This is a genomic window from Desulfotomaculum copahuensis (assembly GCF_001655685.1).
GTDB lineage: Bacteria > Bacillota > Desulfotomaculia > Desulfotomaculales > Desulfovirgulaceae > Desulfotomaculum_G > Desulfotomaculum_G copahuensis.
Genome location: NZ_LYVF01000175.1, coordinates 1 through 23908 on the forward strand (window position 1 = coordinate 1; position 23908 = coordinate 23908).

Annotated in this window: 24 protein-coding genes; 21 read left to right on the forward strand and 3 right to left on the reverse strand. The window is 59.7% G+C overall.

The genetic code is table 11. The features are described from left to right. Positions 1-68: 68 nt before the first annotated feature. Together A6M21_RS13175 and A6M21_RS13180 are read left to right on the forward strand one after the other, a co-directional pair. On the forward strand, positions 69-266 hold the full coding sequence (locus A6M21_RS13175) for a TIGR00366 family protein (protein WP_282434544.1): 198 nt from the start codon (positions 69-71) through the stop codon (positions 264-266). A 164-nt stretch (positions 267-430) separates the two neighbouring features. Beyond that, positions 431-2383: an acetoacetate--CoA ligase gene (locus tag A6M21_RS13180; protein ID WP_066669567.1), complete on the forward strand. Its 1953-nt coding sequence runs from the start codon at positions 431-433 to the stop codon at positions 2381-2383. A 430-nt stretch (positions 2384-2813) separates the two neighbouring features. Here the strand turns inward: A6M21_RS13180 and A6M21_RS13190 are convergent, their stop codons facing one another. After that, complete coding sequence (locus tag A6M21_RS13190; RefSeq protein WP_161486073.1) at positions 2814-4526, reverse strand: PucR family transcriptional regulator; 1713 nt, start codon at positions 4524-4526, stop codon at positions 2814-2816. A 388-nt stretch (positions 4527-4914) separates the two neighbouring features. Here A6M21_RS13190 and A6M21_RS13195 point away from each other — a divergent pair, with 388 nt between their 5' ends. The 6 genes from A6M21_RS13195 (at position 4915) to kce (ending at position 13108) form a co-directional block, all read left to right on the forward strand. Continuing rightward, positions 4915-6516 (forward strand): APC family permease, encoded by a 1602-nt coding sequence (locus A6M21_RS13195; RefSeq protein WP_242868854.1) that lies wholly within the window; start codon positions 4915-4917, stop codon positions 6514-6516. Positions 6517-6735: 219 nt separating this feature from the next. After that, a complete protein-coding gene (gene kamB / locus A6M21_RS13200) occupies positions 6736-7773 on the forward strand; it encodes a lysine 5,6-aminomutase reactivase subunit KamB (RefSeq protein ID WP_151191944.1) in 1038 nt (345 codons plus the stop codon). Between the two features lie 154 nt (positions 7774-7927). Further along, on the forward strand, positions 7928-10537 hold the full coding sequence (gene kamD / locus A6M21_RS19390) for a lysine 5,6-aminomutase subunit alpha (RefSeq protein ID WP_066669575.1): 2610 nt from the start codon (positions 7928-7930) through the stop codon (positions 10535-10537). Next, positions 10530-11570 (forward strand): L-erythro-3,5-diaminohexanoate dehydrogenase, encoded by a 1041-nt coding sequence (kdd, locus tag A6M21_RS13210; protein WP_066669584.1) that lies wholly within the window; start codon positions 10530-10532, stop codon positions 11568-11570. The genes kamD and kdd overlap by 8 nt, the downstream gene beginning before the upstream one ends. Before the next feature lie 129 nt (positions 11571-11699). Then, a complete protein-coding gene (kal, locus tag A6M21_RS13215; RefSeq protein WP_066669592.1) occupies positions 11700-12098 on the forward strand; it encodes a 3-aminobutyryl-CoA ammonia lyase in 399 nt (132 codons plus the stop codon). A gap of 188 nt (positions 12099-12286) precedes the next feature. Further along, the gene (gene kce / locus A6M21_RS13220; protein ID WP_066669598.1) at positions 12287-13108 is read left to right on the forward strand and encodes a 3-keto-5-aminohexanoate cleavage enzyme; all 822 of its coding nucleotides are present in this window, start codon (positions 12287-12289) and stop codon (positions 13106-13108) included. A 38-nt stretch (positions 13109-13146) separates the two neighbouring features. On the opposite strand, the gene A6M21_RS13225 is transcribed toward kce, so the two are convergent. Next, the gene (locus tag A6M21_RS13225) at positions 13147-14196 is read right to left on the reverse strand and encodes an NAD(P)-dependent oxidoreductase (protein ID WP_066669601.1); all 1050 of its coding nucleotides are present in this window, start codon (positions 14194-14196) and stop codon (positions 13147-13149) included. A 310-nt stretch (positions 14197-14506) separates the two neighbouring features. Between A6M21_RS13225 and A6M21_RS13230 the strand changes: the two genes are divergently transcribed. After that, a complete protein-coding gene (locus A6M21_RS13230) occupies positions 14507-14914 on the forward strand; it encodes a hypothetical protein (RefSeq protein WP_066669602.1) in 408 nt (135 codons plus the stop codon). 139 nt (positions 14915-15053) lie between these two features. Here A6M21_RS13230 and A6M21_RS13235 read toward each other — a convergent pair whose 3' ends face one another. Beyond that, positions 15054-15830 carry a DUF169 domain-containing protein gene (locus A6M21_RS13235; protein ID WP_066669670.1) on the reverse strand — a complete coding sequence of 259 codons (777 nt, stop codon included), beginning with the start codon at positions 15828-15830 and terminating at the stop codon, positions 15054-15056. 254 nt (positions 15831-16084) lie between these two features. Here A6M21_RS13235 and A6M21_RS13240 point away from each other — a divergent pair, with 254 nt between their 5' ends. The 12 genes from A6M21_RS13240 to A6M21_RS13300 all read left to right on the forward strand — a co-directional run bounded on the left by A6M21_RS13240 (position 16085) and on the right by A6M21_RS13300 (position 23780). Continuing rightward, on the forward strand, positions 16085-17077 hold the full coding sequence (locus tag A6M21_RS13240; protein ID WP_066669604.1) for a peptidylprolyl isomerase: 993 nt from the start codon (positions 16085-16087) through the stop codon (positions 17075-17077). A gap of 132 nt (positions 17078-17209) precedes the next feature. After that, a complete protein-coding gene (gene spoVT / locus A6M21_RS13245; protein WP_066669606.1) occupies positions 17210-17770 on the forward strand; it encodes a stage V sporulation protein T in 561 nt (186 codons plus the stop codon). 87 nt (positions 17771-17857) lie between these two features. After that, a complete protein-coding gene (gene yabN / locus A6M21_RS13250; RefSeq protein ID WP_066669671.1) occupies positions 17858-19345 on the forward strand; it encodes a bifunctional methyltransferase/pyrophosphohydrolase YabN in 1488 nt (495 codons plus the stop codon). 79 nt (positions 19346-19424) lie between these two features. After that, the gene (locus A6M21_RS13255; RefSeq protein ID WP_066669610.1) at positions 19425-19706 is read left to right on the forward strand and encodes an HU family DNA-binding protein; all 282 of its coding nucleotides are present in this window, start codon (positions 19425-19427) and stop codon (positions 19704-19706) included. 4 nt (positions 19707-19710) lie between these two features. Further along, positions 19711-19971 (forward strand): RNA-binding S4 domain-containing protein, encoded by a 261-nt coding sequence (locus A6M21_RS13260; RefSeq protein ID WP_066669612.1) that lies wholly within the window; start codon positions 19711-19713, stop codon positions 19969-19971. A gap of 180 nt (positions 19972-20151) precedes the next feature. Beyond that, a complete protein-coding gene (locus A6M21_RS13265) occupies positions 20152-20391 on the forward strand; it encodes a hypothetical protein (protein WP_066669614.1) in 240 nt (79 codons plus the stop codon). A 295-nt stretch (positions 20392-20686) separates the two neighbouring features. Beyond that, on the forward strand, positions 20687-21634 hold the full coding sequence (locus A6M21_RS13275) for a SpoIID/LytB domain-containing protein (RefSeq protein ID WP_066669617.1): 948 nt from the start codon (positions 20687-20689) through the stop codon (positions 21632-21634). A 100-nt stretch (positions 21635-21734) separates the two neighbouring features. Then, the gene (gene yabP, locus A6M21_RS13280; RefSeq protein ID WP_066669618.1) at positions 21735-22013 is read left to right on the forward strand and encodes a sporulation protein YabP; all 279 of its coding nucleotides are present in this window, start codon (positions 21735-21737) and stop codon (positions 22011-22013) included. A 59-nt stretch (positions 22014-22072) separates the two neighbouring features. Continuing rightward, positions 22073-22618, forward strand: coding sequence for a spore cortex biosynthesis protein YabQ (gene yabQ / locus A6M21_RS13285; RefSeq protein ID WP_066669619.1), 546 nt, complete (start codon positions 22073-22075; stop codon positions 22616-22618). A gap of 83 nt (positions 22619-22701) precedes the next feature. Beyond that, positions 22702-22941 (forward strand): LuxR C-terminal-related transcriptional regulator, encoded by a 240-nt coding sequence (locus A6M21_RS13290; protein ID WP_066669623.1) that lies wholly within the window; start codon positions 22702-22704, stop codon positions 22939-22941. After that, positions 22938-23312, forward strand: coding sequence for an FtsB family cell division protein (locus A6M21_RS13295; RefSeq protein ID WP_066669624.1), 375 nt, complete (start codon positions 22938-22940; stop codon positions 23310-23312). The genes A6M21_RS13290 and A6M21_RS13295 overlap by 4 nt, the downstream gene beginning before the upstream one ends. Before the next feature lie 78 nt (positions 23313-23390). Then, entirely contained in the window at positions 23391-23780 is a 390-nt protein-coding gene (locus A6M21_RS13300) for a S1 RNA-binding domain-containing protein (RefSeq protein ID WP_066669625.1), read from the forward strand. Positions 23781-23908: the final 128 nt, after the last annotated feature.

Consider the following 23908-nt stretch of genomic DNA (forward strand, 5'->3'; position numbering starts at 1 on the left):
AATTTCTTGATAGGAATATTCTTCTATAAAGATAGGAATATTCTTCTATAAAGAAAGGAACGGCGCAGCTGGGCGTGCCGCACGCCAAAACAGTGATCGCCTATGCCTTCGGCAACGACTGGATCAATTTGATCCAGCCCTTTTGGGCGCTGCCCTTCCTGACTGTGGTCAAACTGAATTTCCGGGAAATCGTGGGCTATACCGCGCTCATTTTTGTGGTCACCGGTGTGGTCATCCTGCTCGGCCTGACTTTCATCCCGTTTTAAATGATTTTGGCGCGAGAAGGATTTTTTGTGTAAAATGCGAATATTGCATTTAGACAGATAAGTTGCACGATTGATTTCCGGGCCGTGAACGGCCCGGAAGGAGCATCCGGCCGGTGTTACGGCCGGGTGCCGCCGGGTAAATTATTTAAGGGGGCGCGGATGAAATGAGGAAACTGCTTTGGGAACCGTCTGCGGAGCGGAAGCAGGCGGCCAATATGACCCGCTTTATCGCCTTTGTCAATCAAAAATACGGCCTGGACTTTTCAAACTTCAACCAATTGTATGACTGGTCGGTGACCAGAAACGCCGATTTCTGGGCGGCGATGTGGGAATTCGGCGGCATCAGGGCTTCCCGTCCTTACGAGGCGGTGGTGACTGATTTTGAAGACATGATCGGCTCCAAATGGTTTACCGGCGCAGAGTTGAATTTTGCCGAAAACCTGCTGCGCTACCGGGATGACCGCATGGCTCTGATCTTTAAAGGAGAGGGTCAGCCGTCGGTGCGTCTGACCTACGCCCAACTTTACGACCAGGTGGCCCGGCTGGCCGCATCGCTGCGCCGGATGGGCGTGCAGGCGGGCGACCGGGTGGCCGGGTTTATGCCCAACATGCTGCACACCCCCATTGCCATGCTGGCCGCCACCAGCATCGGCGCCGTCTGGTCCTCCTGCTCACCCGACTTCGGCATCAAAGGGGTGCTGGACCGCTTCGGCCAGATCCGGCCGAAGGTTTTGTTCACCGCCAACGGTTATTTCTATAACGGCAAGCAGCATGATTCCCTGGAACGGGTGGCCGGCGTGATTAAGGAAATCCCTTCCATCGAGCGGGTGGTGGTCGTCCCCTATACCGAAGCAAATCCGGATCTCGCCATGGTGCCGGGCGCAGTGCTTTATGCAGATTTCCTGGCCAAAGAAGACGGACTGGAAATTGAATTTGCGCAGCTGCCCTTTGACCATCCGGTCTACATTATGTATTCCTCCGGTACCACCGGTCTGCCCAAGTGCATGGTGCACGGCGCCGGCGGCACATTGATCCAGCACCTGAAAGAGCTGATGCTGCACACGGATTTGAAGCGGGAGGATACCATTTTCTACTATACCACCTGCGGCTGGATGATGTGGAACTGGCTGATCAGTTCCCTGGCCGTGGGGGCCACCCTGCTGCTTTACGACGGCTCGCCTTTTTATCCTGATGCCGGCGGCCTTTGGCAACTGGCGCAGGATGAAAAGATCAGCATCTTCGGCACCAGCGCCAAGTATCTGGCGGCGGTGGAAAAGGCCGGCGTGAAACCGGGGTCCGAATATGACCTGACCCCCCTGAAAGCGGTTTTGTCCACCGGTTCGCCCCTGTCGGTGGAAAGCTTTGAATTCGTCTACCGCGAGATCAAGCAGGACCTCTGCCTGTCCTCCATTTCCGGGGGGACGGACATTGTTTCCTGTTTCGCCCTGGGCAACCCGATCGGTCCGGTTTACGCCGGCGAGCTGCAGTGCCGCGGCCTGGGCATGAAGGTGCAAAGCTTTGACGCCAACGGCCGGCCCGTGCTCAACCAGAAGGGGGAACTGGTCTGCACCGCCTCCTTCCCGTCCATGCCCATTTACTTTTGGGACGATCCGGACGGGGAGAAGTACCGCAAGGCTTATTTCGATGTCTACCCGAACGTCTGGCGGCACGGCGACTTCATTGAGATTAACGACGACGGCGGGGTGGTGATCTACGGGCGTTCCGACGCCACCTTGAACCCGGGCGGCGTGCGCATCGGCACGGCCGAGATCTACCGCCAGGTGGAGGCGCTGCCGGAAATCCTGGACAGCCTGGTGGTGGGGCAGGAGTGGGACAACGACGTGCGGGTGGTTTTGTTCGTCAAGCCGGCGCCCGGGGTGGAGTTTAACGAAGCGCTGGTGAACAAGATCAAGAGCGCCATCCGGGAAAACACCACCCCCCGGCATGTGCCGGCCAGGGTGATTCCGGTGGCGGACATCCCTTACACGATCAGCGGCAAGAAGGTGGAAATGGCCGTGCGCGACATCATCCACAACCGGGAGGTGTCCAACCGGGATGCCCTGGCCAATCCGGAAGCGCTGGAGCTGTACCGGAACCAGCCCGCGCTGCAAAGCTAGGCGCGGCCGGTCCCGGCCCGGGCGCGGGGACGGTGCCGGGCGGCCCCTGCCGGGTGGTGCTGTTTCGGCCCGGCTGCGGATGGACAAAAGGGAAGGCCCGTTGTCCGGTGCGTATGGGTGTCCCGGGAAGAGCATCTTCCCGGCCCCGGCTGCCCGGTGCGGGGGGACGGATGGGACAAACGCAAAAAAGCCGCTTCACCGGGACGGCTTTTTTGCGTTTTTACAGTAATGTAATATCTCTGACACAGATCTGTAATAATTACCGGTTATATTATAACCATAGACTTTACCTCCTCTTTCGGCCCCGCCGGTTTTGCCCAGCCGGCGGGGCTTTGCATTTGGCCGCCGCGGCGGGGTCCGGTCAATCCGGGACGGCGGCTTTGCACCGGACCGTACCTGCGGGGCGGGGTTTTGCCCGGCCGGAACGGCTTTACGCCGGGCCGCCACGGCGGGGGTTTTCTCCCGGCCGTTTCGCGTCCTCCGAATCGCCGGACAGCAGGGGCATGACTTTCAGGGCCATCTGCAGGGTGAGACGGTCGTCCGGGCTTTTCAGGTCCAGCCCGCTAATCTCCTGGATGCGGTTGAGCCGGTATTTGAGCGTGTGGCGGTGGATGAACATTCCGGCCGCCACATCCTTCAAGCTGCCGTTATGCTTGAAATAGGCGTGCAGCGTTTTCACCAGCTGCGTGCCGTGCCGCCGGTCGTAATCAACCAGCGGGCCGAGGCTGGACCGGTAGTAGGCGGCCAGTTCCGGATCGTCTTTCAGTTTGGCCAGCAGGCGGTAAATGCCCAGATCGCGGTAGTGCAGAACGGTGTTTTTCCGGCCCGTGGCCCGGATCACCTCCAGCGTCCGGGCCGCCTCCCGGTAGCTCCGGCGCAGTTCCTGCAGCGCGGTGCAGGGCTGTCCGATGGCAATGGAGACGGTCAGGGGGGGCAGGAAGGCGGCCGCCCGGGACTGTATGCGGGCCGCCAGCCCGGCCGCCTGTTCCTTGCTGCTGCCGGCCGGCAGCTGTGCCAGCAGGATCAGTGTGTCGTGGCGGTATTTATAAATCACCCGGTGGGCTGTTTGTTGGACCGCCGCTTCCACCGCCCCGGCCAGTTTTCTTTTGATGTCCTCCACTTCCGTCTGCGGACGGTCGTGGGCAAGCTGCGGGAAACCGTCCACCCCGGCCAGCATGATCAGCTGCTCTTTGTGCATGTCATAGCCGAAATAAAGCGCCCGCCGTTTGATGTCTGCCGGGGAGGCGGGGCTTTCCGCCAGCAGATCGTCCAGGAAGTCGCCCTGCAGCCGGTTTTCCGTTTCCCGCACGGCGCGTGCTTTGAGCATTTCCAGGGCGCACAGGGCGGCCGCCTGACCCACGGCGGTGACGGCGGTCTCGCCCGGCGGCCCGTCTTCTTCCCGCACGCTGATGTAGGCCAGCAGGGCGTCACCGGCCAGGACGGGGAAAATGTACTGGTCCGGAATGTGGTGGGCCGCCATTTTCCTTACCTGCAGCGGTTTTCTTTCCAGTGCCGGTACATCCAGCAGGCCCGTTCGCGCCAGCGCCTGAAATTGCCGCCGCACCGCTTCCGCCGGGTTGTCCCCCTCGCCGGCCGGGCAGGCCGCCAACAGGCGGAAGAGGGGGTCGACGATGGTCACCGCGCCGCCGGTCAGGCCGGACAGGGTTTCCGCTATGGCCGGCAGTCCCCCTCCCGCCAGCATCAGGTCGATTAACCGGCTGTGCACCCGGCCGGCATATTCCAGTTGTTCGATCTGCCGGTTGATGATCTGCCGGTTCACGGCCTGGGTGACGGCGGCAAAGGAGACGTTTTTGGGCAGCTCGATGAGGGGAAAGCGGTACCCGCCGGCCTGCCGGCGCATGCTTTCCGGTACCGCTTGCAGGTAGTGGCCGACCTGGATGATCAGCCCGGCCAGGCCGCGTCCGGCCAGTTCCGGGATCAGTTCCGACTGCAGGCGGTGATCCGGTTCCAGACCGTAGGCGGTGGTGAGCAGCAGTTCGCCGGGCTGCAGCAGGGTGGTTTCATCCAGCACTTCCACCACATTGACCCAGCGCACCTGGCTGTCCAATCCTTCCCCGCCGGCCAGCAGCCGTGCGCCGCTGAAAACGGGCAGCTGCAGTGCTTCGCCTACTGTGAGGGGCATGTGACGCACCTTCTCCGGATGGTGATATACGGTTTGAAAATGCCCGGATGTTTGTAAAATATGTTTCGCCGGCCCGGGCGAAGAATCCTTTAATCCACCTCCGGTCCGGATGGCAAAGGCGCTTTTAGCGATATTTTTTTCCGTTGACGGTGCTTCGGGGTGCGGTGGCATCTTTGTCCCCGGTGTACAAAAATTTGCCTTTGATTTTTTAAGTTTGGCACATAACAATGGAGCGGGAATAATACTAAGCTCTTATGAGAATGTTTTGAATTGTCCAACCACAGGGTCCGTAGAAGACAAGGGGGCAGTGCCCGGGAAGGGGTGAGCCGGTTTTAAATTGCACGCCGGATGCTTTTGTGTACAGTAAAATCAGGGAAGGTGGATAATCTTGGGCATACCAAAAATATATAAACATGGAATGAAGAGGGAACTGAGGTTAATCGACCTGACATTCGCCATCGTCAGTGGAATAATCGGTTCCTCCTGGTTGTTGGCCTCACAGGTGGCGGCCAATATGGCCGGGCCTTCGGCCATAATCTCCTGGGTGATCGGCGGGGTGGCCATATGCCTGCTGGCATTGACTTATGCCGAACTGGGCAGCATGCTCCCTGAACCGGGCGGCAGTGTGCGCTATCCGCAGTATTCCCACGGCAGCCTGGTCAGTTTTGTGATCGGCTGGGGGGCCTGGTTGAGCTGGGTGACCACGCCGCCGGCCGAGGCGGAGGCAATAACCCAGTATGCAAATACTTATGTGCATCACCTCTACAACACGCAGACCGGCCTGCTGACTTTCAGGGGCTTGCTGATGTCGGCTGTTTTGACTGCGGCGTTCGCACTGATCAACTATTACGGCGTGCGCCTGTTTGCCAGGGTGAACACCGCCCTTACTTTTTTTAAATTCATCGTGCCGGCGTTGACGGCGGTGCTGCTGATCGCCGCCGGATTTCACAAGGGTAACTTCAGCCACTACGGCGGCTTTTTCCCGCACGGCATTCAGGCCACATTGATGGCCATCGGGAGCTGCGGGATCATTTTCGCCCTGCAGGGTTTCCGGCAGGCCATCGAGTTGTCCGGGGAGGCCAGAAACCCGCAGCGCGACGTGGCCCGGGCAACCGTGCTCGGAGTGGCGATCTGTGTGGTCATCTATATTATCCTGCAGTTCGCCTTTATCGGCGCACTGGCTCCGGCCGACATAATCAAGGGGTGGGGCGGCCTGTCCATGTCGGCGCCGTTCGCCCAGTTGGCTGTAGCCCTGAACCTGGGGTGGCTGGCCATTCTGCTGCGGGTGGATGCCTGGGTTTCCCCCAGCGGGACCGGGCTGGTGTTTACTGCCACCACCGCGCGCGGTATCTTCGCCATGGCGGAAAACGGCTACCTGCCCAAAGGATTGATGAAGATTCATCCCCGCTGGAAGATTCCGGCCAATGCGATTTTATTCAATCTGATTATCGGATTGCTCTGTCTGGCGCCTTTTTCCTCCTGGAGCAAGCTGATCGGTTTCATTTCCGTGACCGGTGTGATCAGCTACCTGCTGGGTCCCGTGGCGGCGAGTGTTTTGCGCAGAACCGCGCCGGATTTGCCCCGGCCGATCCGGATTGGCGGGTTGAGCCTGATCGCCCCCCTGGCTTTCATTGTCGCCGGATTGATCGTTTATTGGACCGGATGGCCATCGACGCTGTACGCCCTGGGGGCGGTTGTGGCCGGGCTGTTGATTTACTTTTACTACTTCTTCCGGGGCAGTTTTGAAGTCAGGCATGTCCGTTCCGGAATCTGGCTGATGGTATATCTGGTGGCGATCATCTTTTGTTCGTATATCGGGGATAAATCATTCGGCGGCAAGGGACTGCTCAAGTTCCCTGGAGATACCCTGGTCGTGGCGGCGCTCAGTATAGCGGCATACTACTGGGGAGTGCTGACCGGGTATGAAACCGGTGATATCAAGGAAGTGGTTGATGAAACCGCGCCGTCCGGCGCGCACGCCCTGTCTTGAGCGTTCCGCCGGTTGACGCATGCACGTCCGCCGGACAATTTTTCCGGTAAATGCGCCGGGCCGCCCTGTTACAGCGGGGCGGCCCGTTGTCTGCCGTTACGCCCGCCGGTCCGGAAATTGTACACTGTGTATAAGGGTGGGCAGCATATTTTCCATTCCGGCTGCTCTGGCGGCCGCCCGGGAAGCGCGGCTATAATGTAAGGGAACGGGGTGTTTTTGATGATTTTGATTGATCTTACGGCTTCCTGCCGGACCGTGTCCGTGATCGGTATGGCCAAAAACACCGGCAAGACGGCCACGTTAAACCATCTGGTGGCAGCGGCCGCGCGGGCCGGACTGACCGTGGGGCTGACTTCGATCGGTCGGGACGGCGAGCAGTTGGACGCGCTGTACAACATGCCCAAACCCCCCGTTTACCTGCCGGCGGGCGCTTTGATGGCCACCGCCGCCGGCGCCCTGGACCGGGCACGGCGGCCGGTGGATGTGCTGGAAAGAACGGGCTTTTGCACGCCTCTGGGCGAGGTGGTGATCGCCCGTGCCAAAGCGGGCGGGCCGGTGGAGCTGGCCGGGCCGCACCAGACGGCGGAGCTTGCCGCGGTCTGCCGGCGCATGCTGTCCATGGGGGCGCGGCCGGCGATCATCGACGGCGCCTTCGACCGGGTGGCCGGGGCGGCCCCGGCGCTGGCCGGCGGGGTGATCCTGGCCACCGGCGCGGCACTGGACCGGCGGATGGAAACCGTGGTCGAGCGCACCCGGGTGCGGGTGGAACAGCTGCGGCTGCCCCCGGTTGACGGCGGGCTGCGGGAGGCGGCATGCCGGGCCGTGTCCGCCGGCGCGGTGGCCGTGATTGACAAAGCGGGCGTCAGACCGCTGCCCGTCCGCACGGCGCTGGCCATTGGCGATCAACTGGCCGGTGCATTGGGGTCGGACACACTGGCGGTGGCGGCGGCCGGCGCGGTGGGCGGCGGGCTGCTGGAAATCCTGTACGCCGCTTTGCGCCGGGGCCTGTACATGCAGTTGATTATTAAAAATGCCACCTGCCTGTTTGTGGAGCCGGAGCTGTGGCGGCGCTTCCGCGCCGCCGGCGGGGAGGTGCGGGTGCTCGAACCGGTGCGCCTGCTGGCGGTGACGGTGAATCCGGTTTCGCCGACCGGTTACCGCTTTGACGCCCGGGGGTTCCGGCACGCCGTGGCGGAAGTGGTGCGGCCGGTGCCGGTGTTCGATGTGGTGGGTGGGGAGAGCATGTGTTTTCGTTGAGCGGATGCCGTGCCGGTTATTCCCTGCCGGTTGCCGTTGCAAGAGGGGAGGCCGCCAGGGCCGTTTTCCACAGCATCCGGCTGCACCGCGGGCGCACCGGGAGCGGCCCCGGCCGGCATGGCGCACGAAGATGAATTGTCGGGAGGTTTTCAACGTGGGCAAACTTGACCTTGATCCCCGTCAAATCGCCAGGGGGCGGGAACTGGCGCAGAAAATCACCGCCCCCGTAATGGATTTTATTCACCGGCATACCACCGTGTCCGTGGAGCGCAGCGTCCTGCGCCTGCTCGGTGTGGACGGGGTGGACGAGGCCGGGGTGCCTGTGCCCAATGTCATGGTGGAGCAGATTGCCGCCGCCGGCGGCCTGGGGCGGGGAGCCGCTTACTGGCTGGGCAGCGCCCTGGCCGTCTACGGTCTGACAGTAGATGAACTGTGCGCGGCGGCAACACGTGGGAAAATCAACTTGGCCGCCATACCGCCGGCTGATGCCGGCCGGGTGCGGGAAACGGTGGACCGGCTGGCCGCGGCGGCGGTGGAGAAAATCCGACAGCGCCGGCAGGAGCGGGAGAAACTGCTGTCCCGGCTGGGGGAAGGACCGCAGCCCTGGCTTTATGTAATTGTGGCCACGGGCAATATCTATGAAGATATGGCCCAAGCGCAGGCGGCCGCCCGGCAGGGCGCCGACATTGTCGCGGTGATCCGCTCTACCGGCCAGAGCCTGTTGGATTATGTGCCTTATGGTCCGACCACCGAGGGTTTCGGCGGCACCTACGCCACCCGGGCCAATTTCCGTCTGATGCGGCAGGCGCTGGACGAGGCGGGGGAGGAGGTGGGCCGTTATATCCGTCTGACCAACTATTGCTCCGGCCTGTGCATGCCCGAGATTGCCGCCATGGGCGCTGTCGAGCGCCTGGATGTGATGCTCAACGATTCCATGTATGGCATCATTTTCCGGGACATCAACATGAAGCGGACATTTATCGATCAGTACTTCTCCCGGATGATCAACAGCTTTGCCGGGATCATCATCAACACCGGTGAGGACAACTACCTGACCACGGCGGACGCCTTTGAAAAAGCACATACAGTGCTGGCCTCTCAGTTGATCAACGAGCAGTTCGCCCTGGCCGGCGGTGTGCCGCCGGCGCAGATGGGGCTGGGCCATGCTTTTGAAATGAACCCGGACATGGAGGACGGTTTTCTCTATGAGCTGGCCCAGGCGCAGATGGTGCGGGAGATTTTCCCGGAGGCGCCGGTTAAGTATATGCCACCCACAAAATATATGACCGGCAACATCTTCCGCGGGCACATCCAGGATGCCCTGTTCAATGTGGCCGGGATCATGACCGGTCAGGGCATCCAGCTTCTGGGCATGCTCACCGAGGCCATTCACACTCCTTTCTTGCAGGACCGCTACCTGAGCATTGAAAACGCGCGTTATATATTCAACAACATGCGGCATCTGGCGGAAGAAACCGCCTTTGTCCCCGGCGGGCGCATCCAGCGCCGGGCGCGGCGGGTGCTGGAGCAGGCGGTGGCACTGCTGGCTGAAATCGAACAGTTGGGTTTGATGGAGGCCGTCGGCCGCGGCCTGTTCGCGGACATTTCCCGCCGGCCGGACGGCGGCAGGGGCTTGGATGGCGTGGTGCCGAAAGACCCTGACTATTATAATCCTTTTCTGGAGCTGTTCAGGGAGCGGGGGCCGGGGAGCATGCCCGGACCGGACCGGGAAACCGCCAAAACTGCAAATGAAACTGAGCCGGGCGGAATTGAAGGCGCGGAGTTTGTTGGGGGTGCCCGGGCGGCCGGTACCGCCGCAGGCGGGGCTGATCTATACGGGGCCGAATCCTGCGCCGCCGCTGCAGGCAAGTCCGGTGCGGCCGGAGTCCGGTCCATCGCTTCGGATGCCGGTGCTTATGACGCCGGCGCCGGCGCATGCAAGGCCGGTCCGGACGGGGTCTGGCCCGCCGTTGCTTCAGCTGCCGGCGCCGCCGGTGTATCAGCAGGCAAAATTGATCCGACCCGGGTCAAACCTTACGGCGATACGCTTGATGATGGTGCGGTGCAGCTTTCCTTCACCCTGCCGGTGCCGTGCGGCGATGAGGCCAAAGAGGCCGCCCGCCGGCTGGCCGGAAAAATGGGCCTGGAAGAGGCGGTGGTGGTTTACGCCCAGGAACTGGGCGGGGGGTTCACTTTTTTGGTGGTCTACGGACGCTGTGTGCATGCAGTTGACTTTACAGCGATCAAAGTGCCCAAAGTAGACGTCAAAGTAATGTCCAAAGACGCGGTGGACCGCTTCATCCAGGAAAAATTCGGCCGCAAAATTTGCATCATCGGCGCCTGCATTGAGAGCGACGCCCATACGGTGGGCATCGACGCTATTATGAACATGAAAGGTTATAATGGTCATAAGGGCCTGGAGGCCTACCATGAAATCGAAGCGCTTAATTTGGGCGCCCAGGTACCCTGTGAAGAGCTGGTTGCACTGGCCATCGAGCGCCGGGCGGACGCCATTTTAGTGTCCCAGGTGGTAACTCAGAAAAATATCCACCTGCGCAATTTGACCAAACTGATGGATATGCTGGAGGCCGAGAACCTGCGTTTATCCACACTGGCTGTGATCGGCGGACCGCGCATAACGCAGGAACTGGCCCAGGAACTGGGCTTTGACGCCGGCTTCGGTCCCGGCACCTATGCTGATGACGTGGCCTCCTACGTCGTCCAGGAAATGGCCCGCCGCAGAGGAGTGATTGCCGATGTTTAAGACTGGTTGTCCTTACGGCACCCACCGTGTGCTTGAGCCCAAAGGGGCGCTGCCCCAGGGGGCCTGGAAAATAGACAACACGATGGAGATTTATGATAACGAGATCCTGGTCGATGTAGACGTGCTGAACATCGATGCGGCCAGTTTCACCCAGATCCGCCGGGCGGCCGGCGACGACCGGGAAAAGATTGCCGCCGTCATGCTGGACATCGTGGCCAAACGGGGCAAACATCACAACCCGGTTACCGGTTCGGGCGGTATGTTTATCGGCCGGGTGGCCCAAATTGGCCCGGCGCTGCAAGACGAAACTGACCTCAAAGTGGGGGACAAAATTGCCAGTCTGGTGTCCCTTTCCCTCACTCCGCTGCATATTGAGCGGATTAAAAAAATACACCTGGAAAAAGATCAGGTGGTAATTGAGGGACAGGCAGTGCTTTTTGCCAGCGGCCTTTACGCAGTGCTGCCGCCGGACTTGCCGGAGCGGCTGGCCCTGGCCGTGCTGGATGTGGCCGGCGCCCCGGCCCAAACGGCCCGGCTGGTGCATCCCGGCGACACTGTGCTGGTGGTGGGCGGCGGCGGCAAGTCGGGACTTTTGTGTTTATACGAGGCCAAAAAGCGGGCCGGCGTCACCGGGCGGGTGATCGGCATCGGTTCCGGGGCCAACAGCTGTACCCGCATGCGGGAAACCGGCCTGGCCGGCACGGTGCTGCAGGTGAGCGCCACCGATCCGCTGGCCGTGCTGAAGGCGGTTGAGGAGGCCACCGGCGGCCGGCTGGCCGACCTGACCATCAACTGTGTGAACGTGCCCGGGACGGAGATGGCCTCCATTCTGGCCACAAAAGAAGGCGGTACCATTTATTTCTTCAGCATGGCCACCAGCTTTACCGCCGCCGCCCTGGGCGCCGAAGGAGTGGGCAAGGATGTACGGATGCTGATCGGCAACGGATATGCCAAAGGGCACGCGCAGATTGCCCTGCAGGTGCTGCGGGAGTCAAAAGTGCTGCGGGAGCTGTTCGAACGGCTGTATGCCTGATCCAAAGAGGCTTGTTTTTACTGGCGTATTGTCCACTCGTGAACAGGAGTGAAGGCATGGCCGTGGGAAATACCTGTTTTGATTGGGGAGAATACCCGGTCGGTGATCTTTTTTAAAGGGGGATGTGTTATGACCGAGGCAATGATCCGGCTGCGTATGAGTGCGCACGACGCGCACTATGCCGGTGGTCTGGTGGATGGTGCGCGCATGCTCAATTTGTTTGGCGACGTGGCCACGGAACTGCTCATTCGTCACGACGGGGATGAGGGGCTTTTTGTGGCTTACGATAACGTGGAGTTTCTGGCTCCGGTGTTTGCCGGGGACTATATTGAAGCCACGGGCCGCATCGTGTCCGCGGGCAATACCTCCCGGCGCATGGAATTTGAAGCGCGCAAGGTGATTAGCCCGGCCAGTGTACCGGGCCAGCCCTCGGCGGCTGATGTGCTGCCGGAACCGGTGGTGGTCTGCCGGGCCACCGGTACCTGTGTGGTGAAAAAGGAGTGCCAGCGGAAGAAAACCGGCGGCTAAAATAAAAGCGGCCGGCTGCAAGCCGCAAAAGCCGGGGCGGACCGGGGGCGGAACCTTGTCTTGACTTTACCGGCGGTTAATCCAGCCCGGTGTCGAAGGTTCGCGGCTGAAAGACGGCTGGCGGCTGGAAACAGCTGATTATGATCCGGGGAAAAACTGTACGGTTTTCCGATCGGGGGTGAAAACAGATGGAAAAGCTAATCATCACCGTAGCCCCGGTGGGTGCCGAGGTGACCAGGCGGGAGCAGCCATACCTGCCGGTGACGCCGGAGGAAATCGCCAAAGAGGCGGTGGCGGCCCGGGAAGCGGGGGCGGCGATCATTCACCTGCATGTGCGGGATGAAGCGGGTAAGCCTACCCAGGACGTAAATACATTTGCCCGGGTCATGGAGTTGATCAAAAGTCAAACCGATCTGATTATTCAGGTGTCCACCGGCGGCGCCGTGGGCATGACCGCCGAAGAACGGCTGCAGCCGCTGGCCTTGAAGCCGGAAATGGCCAGCCTGACCGGCGGCACGTGCAACTTCGGCGATGAGGTTTTCTACAACCCGCCGCCGCTTCTGGAGGCTTTCGCCCGGCGCATGCTGGAGTCGGGGGTCAAACCGGAAATCGAAGTTTTTGAAGCGGGGATGATCCAGAACGCTCTGGCGCTGGTGAAAAAAGGGCTGTTAAAGCCGCCCCTGCATTTCGATTTTGTGCTCGGGGTGCCCGGGGCGGCGCCGGCCACCCCCCGCCAGCTGCTGTACCTGGCGGAAAGCCTGCCCGCTGGCGCCACCTGGTCGGTGGCCGGGGTGGGGCGGCACCAGCTGCCCCTGGCCACCCTGGCGATCATTCTGGGCGGTCATGCCCGGGTGGGTTTTGAGGATAACATTTACTACCGCAAAGGGGAACTGGCGCAAAGCAACGCCCGGTTGGTGGCCCGGGTGGTCCGTCTGGCCGGCGAACTGGGCCGTCCGCCGGCTGCCCCGGACGAAGCCCGGCGCATCCTGGGCCTGGCCCCGCGCCAATGAAAGGCGATCTGACGCCGCGGGCTCCAGGCCGGCCCGCATTAAGAACCGTTTTCCTTGAACAAATGCTCCAGCGGGCGGCCGGATAAAAAGTTGGCCACTTCCCTGGTGACGATGGCGGCTGCATTGGCGGGGGCCTCTTTGGTTTTGCCGCCCAGGTGGGGCACCAGCAGTATATTGGGCAGGGTGAAAAATGGGTGATCCGGAGGCGGCGGTTCGTCGCACAGCACGTCCAGCGCCGCCGCCCGGATCCGTTTTTCTTTTAAAGCGGCGAACAGTGCATTTTCGTCGATCAATTCCCCCCGGGCCGTGTTGACCAGGCAGGCTGATTTTTTCATCAGAGCCAGCTGGGGGGCGCCGATCAGACTGGTTTTATCCGCCCGGGGGCGGGTGTGCAGACTGATGAAGTCGGCAGCGCTCAACAGTTCTTCCAGGGCGGCCGGTCCGGCCCCGGCGGCGATTATTTCGTCTCTGTTTACGTGCGGGCTGTATACCAAAATTTGCATGTGGAAAGCCAGCGCCCGGGCCGCCACCCGGCGGCCGACCTGTCCGAAACCGATGATCCCCAGTGTCTTGCCGGCCAGATCCATTCCTTCCAGCCGGCTGCGGTTTTCATATTGCCAGAGCTTCGCCCCGCCCCGGTCATTTTCCCGGCAGACTATGTACAGATTACGCGCCAGGCAGAGCAAAAGAGCCACGGTGAGGTCGGCGGCCGACTCCGCCGCCCGGCCGGGGGCGTGCACCACCGGGATTCTCCGCCGGCGGGCCGCTTTCAGGTCGACATTCACCGGGTGCGCCCGGGCGCAGGCAATCAGGCGCAGGCCCGGCGCGGCGGCGATGACGTCTTCCGTGACGGGTGATTTATGCACCACCAGGATATCCGCACCGGTTACCTTTGCCGCCAGTTCGGCCGGTGAACCGTAATATTCCCTGACCTGCTCCGCTTCCCCGGTCCGTAGGGCGGTCACCGTTGTTTTCATGGCGCTGTGCACAATTTGCACCATCACCGGATAAGGGGCCAATGCCGGCGGCAGTTCCCGGCAAAGCGCCCGGGCGGTGAGCGTGCCGTCATCAACGATAATCAGTTGCATATCTAAAAACCTCCCGCTTTGCCTCAAGTTGGAAATTCGCCTTTCATCCGGCAAATCCTTTGTCCTACGTCTAAAAAAATGGCCTCGTTCATTCCGCGGGCCGGTTTGAGCTGATCATGCCGCCCGGCATCTGTTTAAAACAGGTATGGCGGGATGGTTTTTCCCGCCGGAAATTGTTTTATAACGGGACGGAAAAAACCGCTCCGGCAGGCATAAAATATAAAAAGTTTGCAGGACAGGTTCGTCCACAACCGGCTAAAGGAGGTGAGGGAGGGATTCACCGCCGCTGTGGAGGTGAATCCCGTGCAACATGTACGCCAGGCTTTTCAACCCGGATGCATTTAATGTCCTGCCGGCTGCCGGGGGCGGTCCGGCGGAACCGGAAGCGCGGACGGAGGTTCTTCCGGTTCCGCAGTCCGTTGATGGCGCCGGAATGGCCCTTTTCCCGGTCTTGATCGCCGCCGGGCTGATTTTACCGCCATTTTTCAAGGCATTATCCCTGGCGGCGGACTTGTTTCCGCTGAAACTGGATCTGGAAAGCTTCCTCGGCATCACCGGGGAGCATCCGGTGACCAATGAATATGTAGCCATGCCCAGCCTGCTGGTTTTTCTGCTCTTGATTTTCCTGGCCGTCCAGTCGGAAAGTTTTTTCTGGGCGATCAATGCCGCCGGCGATCTCCTGCCGGTGCCGGGCGAACTGGCCCTGGTCGTGGACTGAACATTTCAGCAAAAAATCCGGATCGCCGGATGGCGGGTTTTCAGTTTTAACCCGGCGTATCCGGAAAAACAGCGGGCAGTCCGTTTGTTCACGCGTACTGCCCGCTGTTTTTGCTCAAGGTCAAATATTCCCCTTTAATTTACTGATTTCTTTTCAGCACGTTCAGCCAGGTTTCCCTTTGTAAAAAGCTGCCCTCCACATTGTCTTCCATTTGCCGGAACATTTTATAAGGCACGGCGAAGGAAAGCAGGTCCTTGTCCACGTGCTTGCGGGCGGAGATGTCCGTCAGGCCGATGATCGCCCGCGGCTGCTCCTTTTGCGCCTCGGCGTAGGGGATGATGAACAGGGTGTGGCAGCCGGCGCCGAAGGGGGCGAGCACCGTTTCGCTGGCGCCCCGGTCGTAGTTGGCCAGCACGGCCAGGGCGCTGAGCTGATCGGCGTTGGCCAGGAAAACGACCACTGCCGGCTCTTCCGTTTCCGTCATCTGATCCAGGGGCTTGAAAACCACGTAAGTGCTCGGTACATCAGTCATGGGCAGGGCATCGACAAATTTTTTGGCGATGGCCGGTGATTTGTAATAGCCCTCCCCCTCCGCCAGCGGTGTGGATGTGCGCATGTTCCGGCCGGCCGGGCTTGCGGCGAATTCTTTGTTGCCGGTGGAGATGTAATACTCGATTCCGCCGGGAAAGTTCACGTACTGGTTGCCGAAACCCAGTCCGGTGCCGCCGCCAAGACAGCCGAACGTCCGGCGGTCGAAAACGGCGGTGCGGCCTTTGGCGGCCGCAGTGAACATGGCCGCCACGCAGCCCCAGCGCCCTTCTTTGAACTGCAGCGCCCCGGCCGGCTTTTCGTCGGTCAGGATGATGGCCACCGGCGGATAGCGGAGGTTGATCGCCGCGGCAATTTTACTCTGCATGATAACGACCTCCTTTATGGATACGGTTTTAAAATATTTCAACAGATGAATTAATTTTTCCTGCCCGTGGTAAAATTATGCGCGGAAAAAGTCCACGTGCCGCCGGGCCGGTATGCGCCGTCCTTTTGCCGGAGTAATCGCGGCCCGGCGCCGGCGCTCTGTGGTGCGCACCGGCTTTTTCCCCGCCGGTTTTTATTGATGTTTCGTCCCGGGCGGGATATAATGTTGCTATTGGTTTAAAGGGAGAGGTGTGCATGAGGCTGAAGAAATGGCTACCGTTAATCATGCTGGCCGTGCTGGCCCTGCTGGCGGCCGGTTGCGCCAACAGCAACGTGGCGGCCACGGTCAACGGCAAAGAGATTAGCATGGATCAACTGAACGAGCGGGTGAACGCCAACAAGGACGAGCTGACCAAGCAGGGCTACAGTTTCAGCGGACCGGACGGGCAAAAGATGACGGATTTGCTGCGGCAGCGGACGCTGGAGCAGATGATCGACGAGCAGTTGCTTGTGCAGGAGGCGGACAAGGAGAAATTAAAGCCGTCCCCGGCCGAGGTGGCGAAACAAATTAAAACATTGCGCCAGCAGCTGGGCTCCGAGGCGAAGTTCAAGCAGTATCTGGCCGCCAATGGTCTTTCCGAGCCCAAGCTGCAGGACGAACTGACCGATCTGATGGCCATCCAGGCGCTGCAAAATAAAGTACTGGCTGATGTCAAGCCGGCCACGGCTGCCCAGGCGCAGGACTATTACAACCAGCACAAGGATCAGTTTTCCACGCCCGAGCAGTGGCAGGTGCGCCATATTTTAATCACTGTCCCGAAACAGGGCGACCTGCAGGCGGAAGCGGCGGCCAAGGCCGAGGCGCTGTCGATCATCCAAAAGCTGCAGCACGGAGCGGATTTCGCCGCGCTGGCCAAACAATACTCCCAGGACCCGGGGACAAAAGATTCGGGCGGTCTGTACACCTTTGCCAAAGGGCAGGCGGTGCCGGAATTTGAAAAGGCGGTTCAGGCCTTGAAGCCCGGTGAGATAACCGCCCAGCCGGTAAAAACACAATATGGCTACCACGTGATCAAGCTGGAGAAAATTATCCCGGCGCAGGTAAAATCTTTTGACCAGGTAAAAGATCAGATCATGGCAAACCTGACGGATCAGGCACGTAAAACCAAATTCCAGGAATTTCTGGACGGGCTGCGCAAAAACGCCAGGATTGTAAACAACCTGGCGCCGGCAAAAACAAAACAATAAATTTGTCCCGAAAAAAGAAAAATATTTGCTGTCTATTGGTAAAAAATGAATAAGTCCTTCCCGCCTGTTATATACTATCATTGAAAGTTAATTCGCGAAGATTTTGCATAAAAAGGAGGGAAGGGTGATCCTATGAAAGCAACAGGTATCGTACGACGCATTGACGATCTAGGACGAGTAGTAATTCCCAAGGAAATCAGAAGGACGCTGCGAATCCGGGAAGGTGACCCTCTGGAAATCTTCGTTGACCGGGAAGGCGAGGTAATCCTGAAAAAATATTCACCCATCGGTGAACTGGGTGACTTTGCCAAGGAATATGCCGATTCCCTGTACGAAGCGCTGGGGCACATTGCCTGCATAGCGGACCGGGACGCCATTATAGCGGTAGCCGGAGCACCCAAAAAAGAATATATGAACAAGCCCGTCGGCGCGGCGGTGGAAAAGGTGATGGAAGAGCGCAAGGCGGTGATCATCAACACTCCGGGCGAGGATCCATTCTGCAAGGAATGTTTGACTGCGGACGATGATGATTGCAAATATTCCTCGGAAGTGATTGCTCCCATTATTGCCGGCGGGGATCCAATCGGGGCGGTGATTCTGGCTTCAAAGGAAACGGATGTGAAAATGGGTGAAATGGAGCTGAAGCTGGCCGAAACAGCTGCCGGTTTCCTGGCCAAACAGATGGAGCAATAAAAGGTGGCCTGCGGGCCGCTTTTTATTTGCCCGGCCTTTTTTTACCGCCGGCGGCGCCGATTATATTATAATGGGGGTATTTTCGAGATGAGCACGCCTGAGATAATCATTGCCGGCCTGGGTCCCGGTGCGCCGGAGCAGTTGCCCCTGGCGGTATGGCAGGTATTACAGCAGGACAGGCCGGTTTTTTTGCGTACGGAGCGGCATCCGGTGGTGCCCTGGCTGCGGGAGCGGGGCATTGTCTTTGAAACTTTTGATCACTTTTATGAAACCAGCCGTGATTTCCAGGAAGTCTACCGGCGCATCGCCGCCGCGCTGCTCGCCGCGGCGGCCGCAAAACCGCTGATTTACGCCGTGCCCGGTCATCCGCTGGTGGCCGAAACGGCGGCGTCCCTGATCATGCGGGAAGCGCCGGCGCACGGGCTGGGTGTCAAGGTTTTGCCGGCGATGAGCTTTCTGGATGCTCTTTACGTCGCCCTGCGCCTGGATCCGGCGGCCGGCCTGCATCTGGTGGACGGCCTGCGCCTGGCGGAGCAGCCGCCGGTACCCCGGGTGGGAAATATCGTCTTTCAGGTTTACAACCGGCTGGTGGCTTCCGACGTCAAGTTGAGCCTGATGGAATACTATCCGGAGGAGCATACGGTTACAGTGGTGCGTGCGGCGGGCGTGCCGGGGGAGGAAAAGGTGCAGCAGTGTCCCCTTTATACCCTGGACCGGATTGACTGGTTGGATCATTTGACTTCCGTTTACCTGCCGCCCGCGGTGGACAAGCCGGCCTGCAAATACCCGCTGGATCCCCTGGTTGACGTACTGGCCACCCTGCGGGGTGAAAACGGCTGTCCCTGGGATCGCGAGCAGACCCACCACAGCCTGATCAAGTACCTGCTGGAGGAAACTTACGAGGTTGTGGAGGCCCTCGAACAGGAAGATATGTATAAAGTATGTGAAGAGTTGGGAGACTTATTGTTACAGATAGTTTTCCACGCCCAGCTGGCCCGGGAAAAGGGCGCTTTCGACATGAACAGCGTGGTTGACGGGATCACGAAAAAAATGTTGCGCCGGCATCCCCACGTTTTTGGGGATGTGCAGGTAAAAAACAGCGCTGAAGTATTGGTCAACTGGGAGCAAATCAAGTCCCGGGAAAGAAAAGGGCAAAACCGGAAGTCCCTGCTGGATCAGGCCGGCCGGCACCTGCCGGCGCTGTTGAGAGCCGGCGATATCCAGGCGCGGGCGGCCAAGGCCGGTTTTGACTGGCCGGATTACCGCGGGGCCATGGACAAAGTGAGGGAAGAACTGCGGGAAGTGGAGTCCGCCATTGCCGCGGGACAGGCTCTAGATGTGGAAAGGGAAATCGGCGACCTGCTTTTTGCGGTGGTCAATGCGGCCCGCCTGCTTGATGTGGAGGCGGAGGCGGCGCTGACCGGAACGGTGGACCGTTTCCGGCGCCGGTTCAGGCATATTGAAGCGGAAGCGTCCCGTGCCGGCCGTGAACTGACGGAATGCAGCCTGGACGAGCTGGATGCCTGGTGGGAGGAGGCAAAAAAGTTGGAAAAGGGAGAAAAAATGCAGGAATAATTTTCTTGACGGGAGGAACCGCCTGATATTTAGCGAATAATAATGCAGATCCTGTCCAAATTTACTGAGGGGGGTATATATGAACAAGGCAGAGTTGATTGCACAGGTAGCCGAAAAATCCGATTTGACCAAGAAGGATGCAGAAAAGGCTGTTGGCGCCGTACTGGCTGCGATTGAAGAGTCGTTGACCAGGGGGGATAAGGTACAGCTCGTCGGCTTTGGCACTTTTGAGGTCAGGGAGCGTGCCGCCCGCAAGGGCCGCAACCCGCAAACCGGCGAGGAGATCAACATCGAGGCGGCCCGGGTGCCTGTGTTCAAGGCCGGCAAGATGCTCCGGGATACTGTCTCGTCCATGAAATAAGCAGTTGCGTTTAGACAAATTCCTCAAAGTATCCAGGCTGATCAAAAGACGCACGCTGGCCAAGGAAGCTTGCGACCGGGGACGGGTCGGGCTTAATGGGCGGGTGGCCGGCGCGGGTGCGGTGGTCAAGCCCGGGGATGTAATCACGTTGTCCCTGGGCCGGCGGCAGTTAAAAGTAGAGATACTGCTTGTCGCGGAAAATGTTCCGTCCCAGAGGGCGCCGGAAATGTACCGGGTGCTGGAGGATAAGACGCTGGAAACATAGGGAGACCGGAAGTCTCCCTTTTGTTTTCCGGCTTTTTATTTTCCGGGCGCAAGGGGGCGGGAAAGGAAGGCTGCGTAAAATAAATTAATTAAACAGCTTGTGCTGGCAAAATATGGTCTTTGCCTGGTAATACATATATATGGTAGCATTAACAGTAAGTACCAGAAGGGAGTGTTTGCTTTGAAGGGACAAGCTTTCCGCAGAGTGGGTATCTTTATGGCCGTGGGCCTGGCTTTTGCCGCCGGGGTGCTTGCCGGGGACCGCATGCACCTGCTCCAGTCCGGATTGGCCGGCGGTTTCAGCGTCATGCCGGCATTGAAAGGTTTGTTGGGCCGGTACCTGCACTTGGCCGGGGCGCTGGCCATAAGCCCGGCCCTGGCGGTCCGGCGACAAGGTAGCCGGGAGGTGAGGGGGCCTTGAAAGGATGACCGGCCGGCATGGAAAAGCGGCTGCCTGTTTGGGAGGCGGGATAAAGTGTGGGCGCCTGGCCCGTAATGCGGTTGACGGAAATGTACGTGTCAACCGCGGTTGTTCACCCGCCCGGGGGGCTGCCGTATTTAATCCCGAAAACCCGTTTTCCGGCCGCGGGAATAAAAAATCAAAGGGGGGTATGCGCCGGAAGCTCCCGTAGTCATATTATTACACCACCCGGTAAAACTAAAGGCGGAGCAGCAGGTACCGCGCGTGAGCAAAAAATTATTACCGGAGGGGTGGCATGCAGGTAAAACATTTTACGGGAGTCATCATCTTGATCAGCGTGCTCGGTCTAATTGCATCCGGGTGCAGCAGGGCGGCGCCGCGCAAGCCGGTTCCCGCCGGGCCGGGACGCGAGCCGGCCATCAGTTTGTACATCAACGAAACCGGCCAGAAGAAAACCCTCAAACTGGAGGATTATGTGGCCGGAGTGGTGGCCGCCGAAATGGAACCGTCCTGGCCGGTAAACGCCCTGGCGGCGCAGGCCATCCTGGCCCGCACATTTACCATGGAAAACATCAAGGCCGGACGGGTGAAGCGTTTGCACGGAACAGACGCTTCCACCAGTGTGGAGGAATTTCAAGCCTACAATCCCGCCCGGATCAATGATAACGTGCGTCAAGCTGTGGCGCGGACCCGGGGGGAGGTGGTCACCCACCGGGGTGACTATATCAAATCCTGGTTTTCGGCCTGTGATGGAGGGGTTTCAGCCTCGGCGGCCGAGGGGCTGGCCTATACCAAAAAGCCCACTCCGTACGTCAAAGCGGGGGTAAAAGACAACTGCCTGTCCATTACCACACCGGAAAACCGCCACTGGGTGCACAAATTCCCCCTGGCGGCGGTGCGGGCGGCGGTGCAGCAGGTTACCGGCCGTGATCCGGGGGCGATAACCGGAGCGGTTGTCGTGCGGCGCGGACCGTCGGGCCGGGCCGAACAGCTCCGGATCGGCGGCGTCACCGTCGGCGCCCCGGCTTTAAGGCTGGCGCTGGGCAGCGATTTGATGCGTTCCACGTTATTGACCGGTGTGTCTGTTGATGCGGACAGTCTGATTCTCACCGGCAAAGGCTACGGCCACGGGGTGGGCATGTGCCAGTGGGGGGCCAGGCTGATGGCGCAGCAAGGACGTTCCCCGCAAGAGATTATCCGCTTCTACTACCAAAACATCAAATTACAAAAGTTATGGACATAAGGGGCGACCTTGCCGGTCGCTTCTTTTTTTGTTCATATATTTCCCTCCGGCGCATAGATATTGGATAACACGCTGGTTTGGCCAGGAAGGAGGGGGCGCCGTGGAGCCGCAGGGCAAGAACAAAGTGGCGCTGACCGACCGCAAGCACCTGCAGGTGGAAGGTGTCCGGCAGGTGGAAAGCTTCGACGAAAAAGAAATCACGCTGGACACCAACATGGGTTTGCTTTACCTGAAAGGGGAAGGTTTACATATTACACAGCTCGACCTGGGGACCGGGAAACTGGAGGCGGCGGGCCTGTTCAGCCTGCTGCAGTTCCGGGAGGCCAAAGCCGGCGGCCGCGCCCGCGGCAAAGGCGTGCTGGATAGGCTGCTCAAGTAACAACAGGCAGGGCTTCAAGCGCCGCGGCGCTTTTTTTTAATCGCGGGGGGTGGACAAAGATGCTTGATGACCAGTTGTTTGCTTTCGTGCTCACTCTGGGCGCCGGCATGCTGGCCGGATTTCTTTATGACTGCTACCGGGTGGTCCGGGAACTGCTGCGGCCGGGGAAAACAGTTGTTTTACTGGGTGATCTGCTGTACTGGCTGCTCCTGACCGGGGTGGTCTTTGCCGTTTTACTGGCGGGTAACCAGGGTGAAGTGCGCTTTTACCTGCTGCTCGGTCTTGGCCTGGGTGCGCTGGTATACTTGAAACTGTTCAGTCCGGCCGCCAGGCGGCTGATCCGGGCGCTGCTGCATGCTGTCTGCCGTCTGGCGATGCTGGTGCTGACGGTGTCGGGTTTTCTCTGGCAGGTGATCGCCTTTCCGTTTAAAATGCTCTACCTGGCCTTCGCCCTGCCCTGCCGCTGGGCCGGCGCCGGCCTGCATTGCGCCGGGCGGGGGGTGGGCCGGTTGGGCAGGTGCTATCTGATTCCCCTGCCGGCGCGGATTACGGGCGGGCTGGCCCGCCGCCGGCCGGGGCGGCGCGGACCGAAGCATAAAAAGTAAGAAAAATTTTCCTCCCCCGGCAGGAAATTGTCCATTGTATGTAGAAAGGATGTACAAGTTTTGTGGATACAGGAGTTGGCGGCATGAGGCTGGAAATCCGGGGCATGGAGAAGCTCAGCTTTCGTGAACGCCAGGTGGTGGCGCTTAAGGAAATCGGCTATTCCAACGAGCGGGTGGCCCGCCGGTTGAAGCTGAGTGCCAGTACGGTGGCCACTTTGTTCAACCGCGCCCGCAACAAGGGCTATGAAGTGGTAATGATTATTCCGGGAGATCAACTGGGACTGTTCGGCCCGGACGAGGACGAGGAGGAGCAGGGTTCATGATTTCACCGGCCTACAAGCAAACAGGCGCTTCTTTCCCCGGACATATGCCGGCCAGGGCACACCGGCACAGTTTTTCCTTTAAAAAGAGCAGGCTGCCGCTGCTGTTGCTGGTGGTGATGGCCGTTTACCTGGTGTTTTCTTTTGTCTCCCAGTTCAACCGCCTGTTTGCCATGCAGAGGGATCTGCAGCAAATGCAGCAGCAGGTTAACCAGTTGCAGCAGAAAAACAACGATTTGCGGCAGCAGCTCAGCCTGGTGCAGTCAAACGCCTATATTGAACAGGTGGCCCGGGAAAGGCTGGGTCTGGTCAAACCGGGCGAAACGCGCATTGTCCCGGTGCAGCCGGCGGGAAAAAGCCGGCCGGCCAATTAAAAACACATCTTGACACTCTTCCGCCATCCTGCATATAATTGATCAAGGCTTGATCTGAGCAGGGAGGCATCGCCGTAAATGCCGGTGGAAGTGGGCAGCGTTTTGCAGGGTGTGGTTACCGGGATCACTAATTTCGGGGCTTTTGTCCAGCTTCCCGGTGGCGAGACCGGCCTGGTGCACATCTCTGAAATTGCGGAAGTCTATGTCAGGGATATCAATGATTTTCTCAAGCCAAACGACCGGGTAAACGTAAAGGTGATCTCGGTGGATCCGCGCGGTAAAGTGGGCCTTTCCATCAAGCAGGCCAATCCGTCCGCCGCCGGCCATACCAGGCGGAAGCGGTTCGAGCCTTCCTTCGAAGAAAAATTAAACCGTTTTCTTAAAGAAAGCGACGAAAGGCAGCAGTCTTTGCGTAAAAGCACCGATGCCAAGCGGGGCGGCCGCGGTTCCGGACGCAAGCTGGTTTGACGGCGCCCGGCCGGCTGCGCGGTGCCGCCGGAACGGGCCGTTTCAGTTAAATGATTTATTTTGTGCCGGAGCGGGGCATCTGAAAGGGTGCCTTTTTATTATTTCCCGATTTTTGAAACCGGTGGTGA